The organism is Afipia dichlorophenoxyacetatis (assembly GCF_055386385.1).
In genome coordinates this window covers 3504985-3520316 of sequence record NZ_AP029250.1, presented here as the reverse complement: position 1 = coordinate 3520316, position 15332 = coordinate 3504985, and the positions used below count along the sequence as shown (strand labels likewise).

General features: G+C 58.6%; 14 protein-coding genes. 9 read left to right on the top strand and 5 right to left on the bottom strand.

Annotated features, from left to right (window positions below):
- Positions 1–153: 153 nt before the first annotated feature.
- The gene (locus ACZ5C3_RS16575) at positions 154–1638 is read left to right on the top strand and encodes a caspase family protein (RefSeq protein ID WP_464031365.1); all 1485 of its coding nucleotides are present in this window, start codon (positions 154–156) and stop codon (positions 1636–1638) included.
- Positions 1639–1652: 14 nt separating this feature from the next.
- On the opposite strand, the gene ACZ5C3_RS16570 is transcribed toward ACZ5C3_RS16575, so the two are convergent.
- Genes ACZ5C3_RS16570 through parE form a run of 3 tightly spaced genes read right to left on the bottom strand, consistent with a single transcriptional unit; the run spans position 1653 to position 4779 of the window.
- Complete coding sequence (locus ACZ5C3_RS16570; protein ID WP_464031363.1) at positions 1653–2423, bottom strand: SDR family NAD(P)-dependent oxidoreductase; 771 nt, start codon at positions 2421–2423, stop codon at positions 1653–1655.
- 48 nt (positions 2424–2471) lie between these two features.
- Positions 2472–2666, bottom strand: a complete 195-nt coding sequence (locus ACZ5C3_RS16565; protein ID WP_464031361.1) for a hypothetical protein — start codon at positions 2664–2666, stop codon at positions 2472–2474.
- 43 nt (positions 2667–2709) lie between these two features.
- Positions 2710–4779, bottom strand: a complete 2070-nt coding sequence (gene parE, locus ACZ5C3_RS16560; protein WP_464031360.1) for a DNA topoisomerase IV subunit B — start codon at positions 4777–4779, stop codon at positions 2710–2712.
- Positions 4780–4937: 158 nt separating this feature from the next.
- Here parE and ACZ5C3_RS16555 point away from each other — a divergent pair, with 158 nt between their 5' ends.
- The 3 genes from ACZ5C3_RS16555 (at position 4938) to argC (ending at position 7944) form a co-directional block, all read left to right on the top strand.
- Positions 4938–5456: a DedA family protein gene (locus ACZ5C3_RS16555; protein WP_464031359.1), complete on the top strand. Its 519-nt coding sequence runs from the start codon at positions 4938–4940 to the stop codon at positions 5454–5456.
- Between the two features lie 203 nt (positions 5457–5659).
- Complete coding sequence (locus ACZ5C3_RS16550) at positions 5660–6649, top strand: MBL fold metallo-hydrolase (RefSeq protein ID WP_464031357.1); 990 nt, start codon at positions 5660–5662, stop codon at positions 6647–6649.
- A gap of 236 nt (positions 6650–6885) precedes the next feature.
- The gene (gene argC / locus ACZ5C3_RS16545; protein WP_464031355.1) at positions 6886–7944 is read left to right on the top strand and encodes an N-acetyl-gamma-glutamyl-phosphate reductase; all 1059 of its coding nucleotides are present in this window, start codon (positions 6886–6888) and stop codon (positions 7942–7944) included.
- 78 nt (positions 7945–8022) lie between these two features.
- Here argC and ACZ5C3_RS16540 read toward each other — a convergent pair whose 3' ends face one another.
- Both ACZ5C3_RS16540 and ACZ5C3_RS16535 read right to left on the bottom strand, forming a co-directional pair.
- The gene (locus ACZ5C3_RS16540; protein WP_464031354.1) at positions 8023–8421 is read right to left on the bottom strand and encodes an MAPEG family protein; all 399 of its coding nucleotides are present in this window, start codon (positions 8419–8421) and stop codon (positions 8023–8025) included.
- Positions 8422–8666: 245 nt separating this feature from the next.
- Positions 8667–10484: a PHA/PHB synthase family protein gene (locus ACZ5C3_RS16535; RefSeq protein WP_464031352.1), complete on the bottom strand. Its 1818-nt coding sequence runs from the start codon at positions 10482–10484 to the stop codon at positions 8667–8669.
- A gap of 266 nt (positions 10485–10750) precedes the next feature.
- Between ACZ5C3_RS16535 and ACZ5C3_RS16530 the strand changes: the two genes are divergently transcribed.
- From ACZ5C3_RS16530 to ACZ5C3_RS16510, 5 genes are all read left to right on the top strand, one after another.
- Positions 10751–11062 carry a hypothetical protein gene (locus tag ACZ5C3_RS16530; RefSeq protein WP_464031350.1) on the top strand — a complete coding sequence of 104 codons (312 nt, stop codon included), beginning with the start codon at positions 10751–10753 and terminating at the stop codon, positions 11060–11062.
- Between the two features lie 193 nt (positions 11063–11255).
- Positions 11256–12473: an LL-diaminopimelate aminotransferase gene (locus ACZ5C3_RS16525; protein WP_464031348.1), complete on the top strand. Its 1218-nt coding sequence runs from the start codon at positions 11256–11258 to the stop codon at positions 12471–12473.
- A gap of 23 nt (positions 12474–12496) precedes the next feature.
- Positions 12497–13819, top strand: coding sequence for a homoserine dehydrogenase (locus tag ACZ5C3_RS16520; protein ID WP_464031347.1), 1323 nt, complete (start codon positions 12497–12499; stop codon positions 13817–13819).
- A gap of 46 nt (positions 13820–13865) precedes the next feature.
- Positions 13866–14864, top strand: a complete 999-nt coding sequence (gene glpX, locus ACZ5C3_RS16515) for a class II fructose-bisphosphatase (protein WP_464031345.1) — start codon at positions 13866–13868, stop codon at positions 14862–14864.
- A gap of 13 nt (positions 14865–14877) precedes the next feature.
- Positions 14878–15327, top strand: a complete 450-nt coding sequence (locus ACZ5C3_RS16510) for an N-acetyltransferase family protein (RefSeq protein ID WP_464031343.1) — start codon at positions 14878–14880, stop codon at positions 15325–15327.
- Positions 15328–15332: the final 5 nt, after the last annotated feature.

Genomic DNA, 15332 nt, shown 5'->3' with positions numbered 1-15332 from the left:
TTTGACGGCGAAATCGCAAAAAACCTTAATACGACAATAAGTTGACAGGTTCCATACCCTTCAAAAAGTTCATGAACCCCGTCTCTGTTCCGGCCGACTATGCCATAGTGGAAGGATGAAAGCCGCCAGGCGCGGTTTCAGAGGGGGCGGACCATGAAGAAACTCCGGATCAGGACGGCGTTCCTCATTGCTGCCGTCACGGCATTCGCGGCCGCGTTCTCTGCCTCGGCACACGCTGAAAAACGTGTCGCGCTGGTGATCGGCAACAACGATTACCGCAATGTCCCGCCATTGCGGAAAGCCGTGAACGACGCACGGGCCATGAGCGATGTGCTCAAGCAGCTTGGTTTCAATGTTCTGTTTGCCGAGAACCAGACGCGTCAGGCTTTCAGTGAAACCATGCTGGCCTTCGACAAGGTGCTGGAGCCGGGAGACACCGCGTTCGTATTCTTTGCGGGGCACGGGTTCGAGGTGAACGGCCAGAACTATCTTCTGCCGACCGACATTGCTGCAGTGACCGAGGGACAAGAAGAACTTATCCGCGATGGCGCCTTTGCCGCGGAGCGGCTCATTTCGCGCGTTCAGGCCAAAGGGGCGCGGACGTCGATTTTTGTGTTCGATGCGTGCCGGAACAATCCGTTCGAAGCGACAGGCACGCGAGCGCTCAGCGGGAGCGGCGGGCTTGCGGCGATGACCCCGCCGGAAGGTGTGTTTGTGGTGTTCTCCGCGGGGGCCAAGCAGACCGCGCTGGACCGACTGAATGACGACGATCCCAACCCAAATTCGGTCTTCACCCGAAATTTTGTTCGCGAGCTTTCGCAGCCGGGCCTCAATCTGGTTCAGATCGCCAAGCGGACGCAGTCCGATGTCCGTCAGATGACTGTGGCCGCCAACAGAATGCAGACGCCGGCGTATTACGATCAGATCGTCGGCGATTACATTCTCAGGCCCGAGAAGGATGGAGAGCGTAAGATCGACGTGCTGCCGCAGGTGGCGGCGCTGCCCATCGCTCCACCGCCACCGATCATCAGTGACTCCGGCAATGCGCCGATCGCGAGCTTCATGCGCCACAATGGCGGGTGGTCGGTTTCGTTCTCCATCGCAGATCCAACGCTGGCGATTTCCTGGCGGCTTGGTGAAAGCGGAGAATTCAGGGAGACAGGATTCCTGGATTCACTCGATCCACGCACGCGGCGGCGTATGCCCAATCCATCGATTGAATTGCCGAGCGATGCGCCGGCTGCGACGATCCAGGTGCGCTATGTCGATCCGATGGGTCAGATGCAGGGGCCGTACCCGATCAAGTTCGATCCTGAGGCCGCGTTGATCAACAGTCATCGCAAGCTGCTGGACATGACTTCGACGAGCTGGCTGGCATTCGGCGGCTACAATACGCCACTGGTCTATTTCACGCAGATTTTCTCCTATCGTTGCGCCATCAGAGAGATGCGCATCGGCATCGATACGACAGTGCCCGACAAGGTCGTCAAGGTGCCGCCATGCAATCCGAAAGATCCGTCCGCCATTCCCGATAGCCCGCCGTCGTATATGAAAATTCCAGCCACCACGAGGTCTGTCTCGGTCGAGCTGACTTACCAGGACGGCAGCGTGTCGGAGATCAAGAATTTCCGTAAATGAATAACGCGGGACGCTTATCCCTGCGCTGAATATCCGCCGTCGACCGGGATCGAAATCCCGGTCAAGAAATCAGAGGCGGCGGAGGACAGAAACACAGTGGTGCCGGCCAAGTCATCCGGATTACCCCAGCGCTTGGCAGGCGTGCGCGCCAGCACGGCATCATGCAGGGTAGGGATCTGCGCGCGGCCCTTCTGGGTAAGCTCCGTATCGATCCAGCCCGGCAGGATGGCATTGGCCTGGATGTTGTCCTGTGCCCAGGATGATGCAATGGCCTTGGTGAACTGTACGATGCCGCCCTTGCTCGCGGCATAGGCGGGTAGAAATCCTGCGCCAAAGATCGACATCATCGAGCCCACATTGATGATCTTGCCGCCACCAGCTTTCTTCATGGCCGGATAAACGGCCTGGGCACAAAGAAACGCGCTGGTGAGGTTGGTATCGATCACCTTGTGCCAATCGTTGAGATCGAGCGTATCCGCCGGGCTGCGGATATTGATGCCGGCATTGTTGATCAGGATGTCGAGCCGGCCAAATGCGGAGAGCGTTGCGTCAACCATGGCCGTGACTGCAGCTTTATCCGATACGTCGACATTCAGCGGCAGTGCCTTCACGCCGAGTTGTTCGATCTCTGCTGCCGCGGTTTTTGATTTCGCTTCGTTGCGTCCGGCGACCACAATGTTGGCACCCGCGCGGGCAAGACCGCGCGCCATGCCGAGGCCGATACCGCCGTTGCCGCCGGTGATGATGGCGATCTTGCCCGAGAGATCGAAGGGAGACGCTGTCATACGAGCCTCTTCTTTTGCGAGATCACGCAAATGCCGATTGGACCCCGATCAGGATTTGCCTCGATAGGCAAGCACGACCAGCACAAGGCCCACGAGGCCCAAACCCGCGCCATACCAGGCCCAGCTGATCTGATTGATCATGAAGCTGGATTGCGGCCACCGCACATAACCCGTGCCTTGACCAATCCACAGCAGGCCAATCAAGAGCGCGAGCAGGCCGATGGTGAGCAGAGGAGTTCTCATAAAGGCTGCGCTCGCAAGGAATCTGCCGAATGTCGATTGTCGATCACACGTCCAGCAAATCCTCGCTGGCGAACTCGGCCTTATCCGAGATGAACGCGAAGCGAGCCTCAGCCTTGGTGCCCATGAGGCGTTCAACAGAATCGGCCGTCCCCTCGCGATCGTCGGGCAGCAAGACCACACGAAGCATAGTGCGCTTGGTCGGATCCATGGTGGTCTCTTTCAACTGCGCCGGCATCATTTCGCCGAGGCCTTTGAAGCGGCCGATATCGACCTTGGCGTTGGCGTTGAATTGTGTCTTGAGCAGCTCATTTCGATGGGCTTCGTCGCGCGCATAGACCGTCTTGGCGCCATGGGTGAGGCGATAAAGCGGTGGCACTGCGAGATACAGATGCCCTTCGTCGATCAGGCGCGGCATTTGCCGGTAGAAATATGTGATGAGCAGTGACGCGATGTGCGCACCGTCGACGTCGGCGTCGGTCATGATGATGATGCGCGAGTAACGGAGATCTTCTTCTCGATAATGTGCCCCGGTGCCACATCCGATCGCCTGCATGAGATCGGCAAGCTGTGCATTGGCCGTCAGCTTGTCGCGGGTCGCAGAGGCGACGTTGAGGATTTTTCCGCGCAACGGCAGCACCGCCTGAGTTTTGCGGTCGCGCGCCTGTTTGGCGCTGCCGCCTGCCGAGTCGCCTTCGACGATAAACAGCTCGGAGCCTTCGGCCGCCGTATTGGTGCAGTCAGCGAGCTTGCCCGGCAACCTCAGCTTCTTGACGGCCGTTTTGCGCGAGATTTCCTTCTCGGCCCGGCGCCGCAGTCGCTCGTCGGCGCGTTCAACCACGAACTCGAGCAGCTTGTTGGCCTGCAGCGGGTTGCCCGTCAGCCAGTGGTCGAAGGGGTCCTTGATCGCCTGTTCGACGATACGCTGGGCTTCCGCGGTCGCGAGACGGTCTTTGGTCTGCCCCTGGAATTCTGGCTCGCGGACGAAGACGGACAACATGGCGGCAGCGCCAACCATCAAGTCTTCGGACGTTACAGAAGCGGCCTTCTTACCTTGGCCGATACGCTCGGCGTAATCCTTCAGGCCACGCAGGAGCGCGCTGCGGAAACCCGCTTCGTGGGTACCGCCGTCGGGTGTCGGAACCGTGTTGGTGTAGGACGACAGGAAGCCGTCGGCGTCTGCGGTCCATGCGACGGCCCATTCGCAGGCGCCGTGTGCGCCGTTGCGCCCGGACTTGCCCGAGAAGATGTCCGGATGCACCAGCGTATCGGCATGAATAGCAGCGGCGAGATAGTCCTTGAGGCCGCCCGGGAAGTGGAAGGTATCTTCGGCGGGTACATCCTCGATGCCCTTGAGCAGTTCGGGATCGCAGCGCCAGCGGATTTCTACACCGCCAAAGAGATAGGCTTTCGAGCGCGCCATCTTGAACAGACGCTGCGGTTTGAAAGCTGCTTTTGCGCCAAAGATTTCCGGGTCGGGCTTAAAGCGAATACTCGTTCCGCGGCGGTTGTTGACCTTGCCGAGTTCTTCCAGCTTGCCCTTCGGCTTACCGCGCTCGAAGGTCATTTTGTAGAGCTGCTGATTTCGCGCGACTTCGACAACGAGCTCGGTGGAGAGCGCGTTCACCACGGAGACGCCAACGCCGTGCAGGCCGCCTGATGTCTCATAGACCTTGGAATCGAATTTGCCGCCCGCGTGCAGCGTGCACATGATGATTTCGAGGGCGGATTTCTTTGGAAACTTTGGGTGCGGATCAACCGGGATACCGCGACCGTTATCGTTCACGGCCAAGTAGCCGTCCGCAGTCAGTCGGACCTCAATAAATGTGGCATGGCCGGCGAGGGCCTCGTCCATCGAGTTGTCGATGACTTCCGCAAAAAGATGGTGCAGCGCCTTCTCATCGGTGCCGCCGATATACATGCCAGGACGGCGACGAACCGGTTCCAGCCCTTCAAGGACTTCAATATCGCGTGCGGTGTAGCCCGCTTCTGCGCTACTTTCACGCGAAACAGGCTTCGCAGCCGATCGCGGCTTGCTGCCAGACCCCGCGAAAAGGTCGCGGTTGGCCTTCGAGGTGCCAGTCGCTTTTTCGTTACTTTTCAATGATTTCGGCATGGTCTTTAATCTTGTAGAATCGAGAAGAGAGGAGAATCGCTGGCTATCACTATGCCACGGTTGGGGCTGTAAATGTGACGCAGCCGGTTCCCGTACAAGGTGACAGCCGACATGCTAAGCGAGTCCTTTCGATTGAAGACCGGGAACCAAGGCATCGCATGACCTTTGAGGAAATGACGCGCGGACTAGCAGAATTTGTCCGTGACCATCAGGTCTGGGCCGCGCCGGTCGTCTTTGTGCTGGCGTTCGCGGAGTCGCTGGCTTTTCTTTCTCTCCTCATACCTGCATGGGGCGCGTTGGTCTCAATCGGAGCTCTGATTGGTGTAAGCGGAATCAGCTTCTGGCCGGTCTGGCTCGCCGGAAGTCTGGGGGCTGCGTGCGGCGATTGGCTCTCGTATTGGATCGGCGTCAGATTTCATGACCGCATTGCGCACATGTGGCCGATGTCGAGCTTTCCCGAGATGCTGCCGCGGGCGGAACGGTTCATGAAGAAATGGGGTGTTCTCGGTATCTTCATCGGCCGCTTCTCTGGTCCGCTGCGCGCAACCGTCCCGCTCGTCGCGGGCGTTGTCGAGATGCCGTATTGGCGTTTTCAGTTTGCTAATTTTTCCTCCGCGCTCTTGTGGGCGGCTATGTTGATGGCTCCGGGCATGCTCGGTGTGAAGATGCTGATGTGATGATGCGTCGCAAAACCCGGCGCAAAACAATTTTGTGATCAAGGATGAGATGACATCAGGCGGTGTTTAGCTGGTGGCACAATCAGATATCGCCATAGGTTGCGAACGAACGGCAGTTGATGCAATGAGGTTCGATCACAACACCCGACATCAACTCGCGATCGCATTTTATTCAATCTGATTTCACTCACCGGAGAACGACCATGGATCTCACACGACGTCACGCATTGGCTGGTGCCGCTGCACTTACGGCGGCTCCATTGCTGCCTGCGAATTCCGCCAATGCATCGGCTCCTGCCGCCAACAAACAAAATGCAAGCTTTTACCGCTACAAGGTTGGTGATGTTGAAGTAACGGTCGTCTCGGACGGCTCGACGACTTTTCCGCTTGGCGACAGCTTCGTCCTCAACGTCAAGAAGGACGAAGTGAACGCGGCGCTGGAGAAGGCTTTCCGTCCGCGTGACAAGATGACGATCAACTTTGGACCGTTGGTCATCAATACCGGCGGCAAGCTGGTGGTGGTTGATACCGGCAATGGCCCAGGAGCATTCGCGGCAAGCAAGGGCGCGAACGGACAGTTCGCCTCCAATATGGCTGCAGCAGGAATTGATCCCAAGAGCGTCGATATCGTGGTGATTTCCCACTTCCACGGTGACCACGTGAACGGGCTGTTGACCGCCGACAACCAACCCGCATTTCCAAATGCCGAAGTCCTGGTGCCGGCCGTCGAATGGAAATTCTGGATGGACGACGGCGAGATGAGCCGCGCTTCAGGTGAACGGATGCAGGGCCTCTTCAAGAGCAATCGCCGGGTGTTCGAAGCAGGACTGCAGAAGAAGGTCACGCCTTACGAGTGGGGCAAGGAAGTTGCCCCAGGCATGCTGGCGGTCGAGACCATCGGTCACACGCCGGGACACACGTCGTACGTTCTCTCTTCGGGGGCGGACAAGGTCTTCATTCAGTCGGATGTGACCAACGATCCTGACCTGTTCGCCCGCAATCCTGGCTGGCACCTGATGTTCGATCAGGATCCGGCGCAGGCTGAAACCACGCGTCGCAAGATCTATGACATGATCGTTGCGGAGAAGATGCGGGTGCAGGGCTTCCACTATCCGTTCCCGGGCCTGGCCAATCTCGAGAAGGATACCAATGGCTATCGCTGGATTCCGGCGCCTTGGAATCCTGTCATCTAAAGTTCATGACTTGACGAAAAATGGGCGCGGACCTATATCCGCGCCCATGAACAGCGCCACCACCATTATCTTGAATCGCCGCCGCCGCATCACCGCGGTATGGGCGGCTGATCGCGTTTGATCATATCGCCAATGCCGCCGGAAATGGTCCGCGGCATCTTGTTTCTCACCAAAACTTGCCGCAAGACCTGCTCCGGTAGCGTTCATTTTTGAGCTTGCCTGGGTAAGGACACATCATGGCTGAGAAGAAGAAAATCGGCATCCTCGGGGCCTCCGGTTACACCGGCGCTGAACTCGTTCGGCTGCTGCTGCGTCACCCTCGCGTGGACATCGTTTTGCTGACTGCCGACAGACGGGCAGGGCAAATGATGGGCGATGTGTTCCCGCAATTCGCGCCTTACGAACTTCCACGACTCGTCACGATCGATGAAGTCGATTGGAGCAGCGCAGGCCTCGATCTGGTGTTCTGCGCGCTGCCGCATGCGACAACGCAGAAGGTTCTGAAGGACCTGATGGCAAAAGCGCCTGAGACCAAGGTCGTCGATTTGTCGGCCGACTTTCGGCTCAGTGATCCGGCCGCTTACGCGAAGTGGTACGGTCACGACCATCACGCGCTCGAATTACAAAAGGAAGCCGTCTACGGGCTCGTGGAAGTCTACCGGCGCGATATCAAGAAGGCGCGACTTGTCGCCAACCCCGGCTGCTACACGACGACTGCACAACTGCCGCTCATCCCGCTCTTGAAGGCGAAGGCCATTGAGCCGGATGAGATCGTCATCGACGCAAAGTCAGGCATGACCGGCGCCGGACGTTCGGCAAAGGAAGAGATGCTGTTTTCTGAGGTGTCGGAAGGCTTCCATGCCTATGGTGTGGGCCAGCACCGGCATATGGCTGAACTCGATCAGGAGTTCTCCAAGGCTGCGGGCAAGGAGGTTCTGGTCTCCTTCACCCCGCACCTCACGCCGATGAACCGGGGTATTTTTGCAACGATCTATGTGCGGGGACGCAGAGGCAAGATCGCGCAGGATCTGCATGACATCCTGGTCAAGCAGTATGAGAAAGAGCCGTTCGTTTACGTGCTGCCCTTCGGCAAGATGCCGCAGTCGCGGCATGTGCGTGGGTCGAATATGACGTTCATCGGGGTAACTGCCGACCGCGTGGCGGGGCGGGCGATCATCATCTCGACGCTCGATAATCTCACCAAGGGAGCGTCAGGGCAGGCGGTTCAGAACATGAATCTGGTGCTTGGATTGCCGGAGACGATGGGCATCGATCAGCCACCAATGTTTCCGTAATTTCCATCGGGATAAGCAAAAAGGGACGGCATGGCCGTCCCTTTTTTATTAAGCTTTGTTTGTCGCTGTTTGAGGCGATCAGAGGAGCTGAAATATTCCGAGCACCAGCACTGCCTGCGCCAGGAATCCGACGGTGAATGCCAACGTACGCAGCACGGGTATGCCAAGCGTGTAAAAGATCAGATGCGCGACGCGGGACCAGAAGTAGACGGCGCAGGCGAGGACGGTCCATTTTGTCGAATAATCGATCGCATTGAGGATCAGGACCAGCGGCGCAAAGATAACCAAATTTTCAACCGCGTTGTCGTGAGCGAACATCAGACGGTTTGCCCATTCGGCCTGTGGCTTGTCTGCGCGTGAGGGGTTAGCCAACGTGCCGCCGAGGCCTCGCACCTGACAGCGATTGATGATGTAGGGAATCCACAACAGGCCGGTCAGAATAACAGTCAGCGTCAGCCAGAATAATTCGCGTGTCATCGACGTTTCCCTTCAATGTCTCGATGGCGCCTGAAGGGCCGAGCTGCGATCGCGGGAAGAAGAGCCGACCCTACAGCCGAATCCGGCGGACCATCGTCACATCCATTCATAGACGGTAGACGAAGTCAGGCCAATGTCCGCTGTGAATTTTGGCGCCGAGGCAACACTCCACTCCAGCGGGGCACCCAAGCGGTGTGGCTGGATTCGTTGAATTGCCGGGTCGTCCGGGGCGATGACCGGCGTTCTCAGGCGCGAACCCGGACATAACTGCCCGGTGCATCCTCGATTGCTTCCATAGGGGCTGATCCCGGAATGCGGGCGGCGACTTGCTCAGGATCGATGCTGTCGAGCCAGGCGCGCCAATCCGGCCACCATGAGCCCTTGTGCTCCTCCGCACCCTTCAGCCAGTCGGCGAGGGATACATCGTGGATGCGTTCGTTGGTCCAATACTGATACTTGCCAAGGTCGGGCGGGTTGACCACGCCGGCAATATGGCCGGATCCGGCAAGGACATACCGTACAGGACCGCCGAAGAACTGCGACCCGTAGAGAACCGATTCCGCGGGCGCGATGTGGTCCTCGCGCGTCGCGAGATTGTACACGGGGATCTTCACCTTCGAGAGATCGAGCTGGGTGTTGTCGAGCACCATTGTGCCGGTCGACAGCCGGTTCTCAAGATAGCAATTGCGCAGATAGTACGAGTGGTTGGCCGCCGGCATTCGTGTTGCGTCCGAATTCCAGTGGAGTAAGTCGAAGGCCGCCGGTTCTTTGCCCTTGAGATAATTGCTGACAACGTAGGACCAGATCAGGTCATTGGAGCGCAGCATGTTGAAGGCCATCGCCATCTTGCTGCCTTCCAGAACGCCGGTCTGTTGCATCCCGCGCTCAAGATTCGAAATCTGGCTCTCATCGACAAACACCAGTAGGTCGCCTGCGTGGGTGAAGTCGACCTGAGCTGCGAGGAATGTTGCCGAAGTCGCGCGTACGCGGCGTTTTTCCGCCAGCCACGCAAGTGTTGATGCGAGCAATGTGCCGCCGACGCAATAGCCCATCGTATGCACACGCATTTCGCCCGTGGCTTTTTCGATGACGTCCATCGCCGTCAACGGGCCTTCGTGCATGTAATCGTCGAATGTCTTGCCGCCGAGGTTTTTGTCGGGATTGACCCACGAGATCACAAACACTGTGATGCCCTGGTCTACGCACCATTTGATGTAGGATTTCTGGAGATTGAGATCGAGGATGTAAAACTTGTTGATCCACGGCGGCACGATCAGCAGCGGTGTGCGCAGCACGGTTTCCGTGGTCGGAGTGTACTGAATGAGCTGCATAATCTCATTCTGGTAGATCACCTTTCCGGGTGTCAGCGCGAGGTCGCGGCCAACTTCGAGATTGGCGGCAGACTGGCGTATCTTGAGCGTACCACCACCAGCCTCAATGTCTTCCGCAAGCATCTTCATGCCGCGGACGAGGTTTTCAGCGTTGCTGGAAATCGTCTGTCGCAACACCTCGGGATTTGTCAGAACGAAATTCGATGGTGCCAGCGCATTCGTGAACTGCTGGACATAGAACTCCGCCTTCTTTCGGGTGTGCGGATCAAGTCCCTCGGCGTTCTGGACCAGATCGTTCGCCCACTTTGTGGTGATGAGATAGGCCTGCATCACGAAGTCGAAAAACTGGTTTGTTTTCCACTCAGGATCCTGAAAGCGCTTGTCGCGCGGAGAGGGTTCGACCGTGGGCTTCGCGACTTCGCCTGCAAGCCGGCGCGCGGAATTTCCCAAAAGCTCTAGGAACGCACCGCCGAGCTTCATCTGCAGTTCGGCTGAACGCTTTTGGTCGGCGAGCCAATATTCCGCCACGGACGTGAAGGTCTTCACCACCTCGGCGAGGTCATTGGAGGGCTGATCCTGCCCATCCACCACGGTGCGCGGTTTCAGATACGCCGCCAAAGCCTGTCCGGCCGAGTCCAGCGCTCGTGATAAATTGGCCGAGAAGGTTTCAGGATTGAAACCGTTCGCCGCACCAGAATTTCCGGTCGTAGGGCGCGTTGCGACGTCACTCATGTCAGGCGCTATAAACTTTCATTTCAAGACAGCGTTCATATGACCGCTTCATCGCTGTTATCATGACACAATCCAGCGGGTTGCGGTGAAATGCATGTGCTGCGGCGCGTCATGCTCGTTAATCTATTCGTCACATTAGGGCCTCAAGGGTTGTTTCTAGTCGGTCCGGGTTGTTTGAGAATTAACGCCTTCGCCCCACATTGGATGCCGGTTACGGTATCGCCAACTTTTGAGCGGGGCATCGAACCACGACTATGTGAGGGGACGTGAGTATACCTTTGCCAGGCCGCAGCGTGTTGCGTACGCGGCTGTTAACTTCGGCCGGAGTGATTTTGCTCGGCGTCGCGCTGGGCGGATGCTCCATCCCTTTGGCTGACATGCCTCTCGTCGGGGTGCCTGCCAGCACGCCAGCTCGGCCTGCGACGCCGCCTGGATATCTGCCGGTCCATGACCTCCCGGCACCGCGGGATGAACAAGTTCTCACCCCGGACCAGCAGGCCAAGCTGGAAAAGGACCTGATCGCTGCCCGTGATCGGCAGGCGTCTGGTGCCCAGTCTTCACAGCGCGGGAATAACTGAGCCCCTTTGGTGGTAGCGGCTCCGGTTCGTGCTAAAAAGACCACGATTCAACCGCAAAACGCATATGAATCAGCGTAGTATACTCAAATGTCGCGCCTCTATCTGGAAGTGTGGAATTCCACTTCAAGATGAGGCGCGTAAGCGATCTTATTGTTCTTGCCGGTGAATTTGCCGGCTCCCGGAGCCCAGACCAATGGAAGAGTTCTACCGTATCCGCCGCTTGCCGCCTTATGTGTTCGAACAAGTCAATCGAGCCAAGGCCGCCGCGCGGAACGCCGGAGCCGACATCATTGATATGGGCATGGGAAATCCGGATCTTCCAACGCCGCCGCACGTTCTTGAAAAGCTTAAAGAAACTCTAGGAAAACCCCGCACGGATCGCTATTCCGCGTCCAAGGGGATACCCGGACTGCGACGGGCCCAGGCTGCCTATTACGAACGCCGGTTTGGTGTGAAGCTGAACCCTGAAACCCAGGTGGTCGCCACGCTTGGCTCCAAGGAAGGGTTCGCCAACGTCGCCCAGGCCATTACCGCTCCCGGCGATGTGGTGTTGGTGCCCAACCCCAGTTACCCGATCCACGCTTTCGGCTTCCTGATGGCCGGCGGTGTCGTCCGTTCGGTTCCCGCGGAGCCGACCCCAGAGCTTTTCCAGGCGCTTGAACGGGCGATCATCCATTCGATTCCAAAGCCGATCGCGATGATTGCCTGCTATCCGTCCAATCCGACGTCTTACGTGGCGTCGCTGGATTTCTACCGCGACCTTGTTGCGTTTGCGAAGAAGCACGAGATTTTCATTCTCTCCGACCTCGCTTACGCGGAATTATATTTTGACGGCAATCCGCCGCCCTCGGTGCTGCAGGTGCCGGGCGCAATCGATGTGACGGTCGAGTTCACGTCGATGTCGAAGACGTTTTCCATGGCCGGCTGGCGCATGGGCTTTGCGGTCGGCAATGAACGGATCATCGCGGCTCTGACGCGCGTCAAATCCTACCTCGATTACGGCGCGTTCACGCCGGTTCAGGTCGCCGCGACGGCGGCGCTCAACGGCCCGCAGGACTGCATCCAGGAGATGCGAGACATCTACCGTAAGCGCCGCGATACGCTGGTGGAATCGTTCGGCCGTGCGGGTTGGGACATTCCGCCTCCGGCAGCATCAATGTTTGCTTGGGCTCCCTTGCCTGAGAAATTCCGCGACGTCGGCAGCATGCAGTTCGCGACTCTGATGGTCGAGAAATCCGGCGTTGTGGTGTCGCCCGGCGTGGCTTTTGGCGAGCACGGCGAGGGCTATGTCCGGATCGCGATGGTGGAAAACGAGCAGCGAATTCGCCAGGCAGCCCGCAATATCCGCCGTTTCCTTGAAACCGGCGTTGAATCGTTGCACAACGTGGTTCCTCTCGCCACTCGGCGGTAAAATTTCCGGCAGGTTTCATCGTTATGGTCGCACCACTTAAAGTGGGTATTGCGGGGCTCGGCACCGTGGGTGCCGAGGTCGTTCGTCTCATCGAAGCTCAAAGCAAGGCTCTCACGGCGCGCTGCGGCCGCAGCATTCGCGTCGTTGCCGTCACGGCTCGATCGAAGGCGAAAAAGCGCGGGGTCGATCTTCGCGGCATCGCGTGGGCCAAAACCCCGCTTGCGCTGGCGAATGATCCGAACGTCGATTGCTTTGTCGAGTTGATGGGCGGAGCGGGCGAGCCTGCCTTGTCGGCGATCGAGGCCGCTCTCAAGAACGGCAAGTCGGTTGTGACTGCCAACAAGGCACTTATTGCCAAACATGGTTCAAAGCTGGCTACTCTGGCGGAAAAGCATGGCGCGGCTCTGAACTACGAAGCCGCTGTTGGTGCGGCAATTCCGGTAATCAAAACGCTGCGCGAAGGTTTGGCTGGCACCGACGTCCATCGCGTGTACGGCATTCTCAACGGCACCTGCAATTACATCCTGACGCGCATGGAGAGGGAGGGTCTGTCCTTCGCTGAGTGTCTCAAGGATGCGCAGAGGTTGGGTTATGCCGAAGCCAATCCGTCATTCGATGTGGATGGGCACGATACTGCCCAGAAGCTTGCAATTCTTGCGAGCCTTGCATTCGGAACGAAGGTCAATCAGAGCGCGGTCTACGTCGAAGGCATTTCGTCGATCGCCCCTGAGGATTTGAAGGCGGCCGAGGAGCTTGGCTATCGCGTGAAGCTGCTCGGTGTCGCGGTGCGCACTGAGACCGGGATCGAACAGCGTGTGCACCCCACAATGGTGCCGAAGTCTTCCTCGATTGCCCAGGTGATGGATGTCACCAACGCAGTCACGATCGATGGCGAAGGTATTCCGCCGATCACCCTGGTTGGTCCGGGAGCTGGAGGCGCGGCAACGGCGTCCGCCGTGCTGGCCGATATCGCCGATGTCGCGCGGGGCATTCGCGCCGTGCCGTTCGGGCGTCCAGTCGACAAGCTCAAGACGACCACCAAAGCCCCGATGAAACGCCACGAAGGCGGCTATTACATCCGCCTGATGGCGCGTGATCTGCCCGGAACAGCGGCAACAATCGCAACCCGCCTTGCCGAACAGAAAATTTCCATTGAATCCATCGTTCAGCGTCATCCTGATGGCGCAGTCGACCTGCTAGATGCCCGCCGCAAGGCGACGCCTGTGCCGGTTATTCTCATCACTTATGCGACAAGTGAGGATGCGGTTCACCGCGCTTTGCATGCCGTGCAGCAAGATCGGGTGATAACCGGTCGGCCGCAGGTGATACGTATTGAAAAGAACTGATAGGCTCAGCCCAGCCGGGCCTATCATGACGTTGAGGAGTGTGCCGATGTCGACGACTATTTCCGTTCCGCCGCAGCTATTGCTGGAACGCATTCTCACGCTGGAAATCGTCCGCGTGACGGAACGGGCGGCGGTCTCGGCGGCACGGCTGCGCGGCCACGGCAACGAGAAGGCTGCCGACCAAGCCGCCGTTGATGCCATGCGGCGCGAACTCAACAAGATCCCAATCGAAGGCACGGTGGTGATCGGTGAAGGCGAGCGCGACGAAGCGCCGATGCTTTTCATCGGAGAAAAAGTCGGCATCCAGGCCGGTCCGAGAGTCGACATCGCAGTCGATCCGCTCGAGGGTACGACGCTCTGCGCGAAGAACATGCCGGGCGCGATCGCGACCATGGCGATGGCCGAAGGCGGCACGTTGCTGCACGCACCGGACGTCTACATGGAAAAGATCGCGGTAGGTCCCGGCTATCCGAAGCACGTGGTCGATCTTGACGCGCCGCCTGCCGAAAACATCCGCCGTCTTGCGCGTGCCAAGGATGTACATCCCTCGGCAATCACCGCACTCGTTCTCGATCGCCCGCGCCACGCGGAGATCATCAACGCCATCCGCAGCACTGGTGCTGCCGTGCGCCTCATCACCGATGGCGACGTTGCTGGCGTGATCCATACCGCTGATCCGGACAACACCGGCGTCGACATCTACATCGGCACGGGCGGTGCGCCGGAAGGCGTGCTGGCGGCTGCAGCGTTGCGCTGCATCGGTGGCCAGATGCAGTGCCGGCTCATTCTCGACAACGACGAGAAGCGCGAGCGCGCCGCAAAGATGGGTATCACCGATCCGAAGATGGTCTACGGCATCGAAGACATGGCCCGGGGCGATTGCCTTTTTGCTGCAACCGGCGTGACCGATGGTTCGTTGTTGTCGGGTGTGAAATTTCGCAAAAACGTCATCGAGACCGAAACGGTTGTGATGCGTTCGGTGACCGGCACTGTCCGTATCATCAAGGGCGAGCATCGCCAGTTCGACAAATTCCATCTCGATTGAGCCGGGGCAGAGGATGACTGACCAAGTCGTCATTCGCCCGGTGCGCGAGGATGAGCGCGCCGCGTGGGAGCCACTCTGGGCGGGCTACCTGACATTCTACAAAGCGACAATTCCGGCCACGACGACAGATGTCACGTGGAAGCGTTTCCACGACGAAGCCGAGCCGATGTACCTGCTCGGCGCCTACGTCGACGGCAAGCTCACCGGTATCGTTCACTACCTTTTCCATCGCTCCACGTGGACGGTCGGTAACTACTGCTATCTGCAGGATCTGTTCGTGAATGCCGATGCGCGCGGCCACGGCGTCGGGCGCAAGCTGATCGAGGCTGTGTATGAGAAGGCCAAAGCTGCCGGCGCGAGCCGGGTGCATTGGCTGACACAGTTCGAGAACGCGCGCGCGCAAATCCTATACGACGAGGTCGCCGACCGATCAGGCTTTATGCAGTATCGTAAGATCTTTTGAGGACA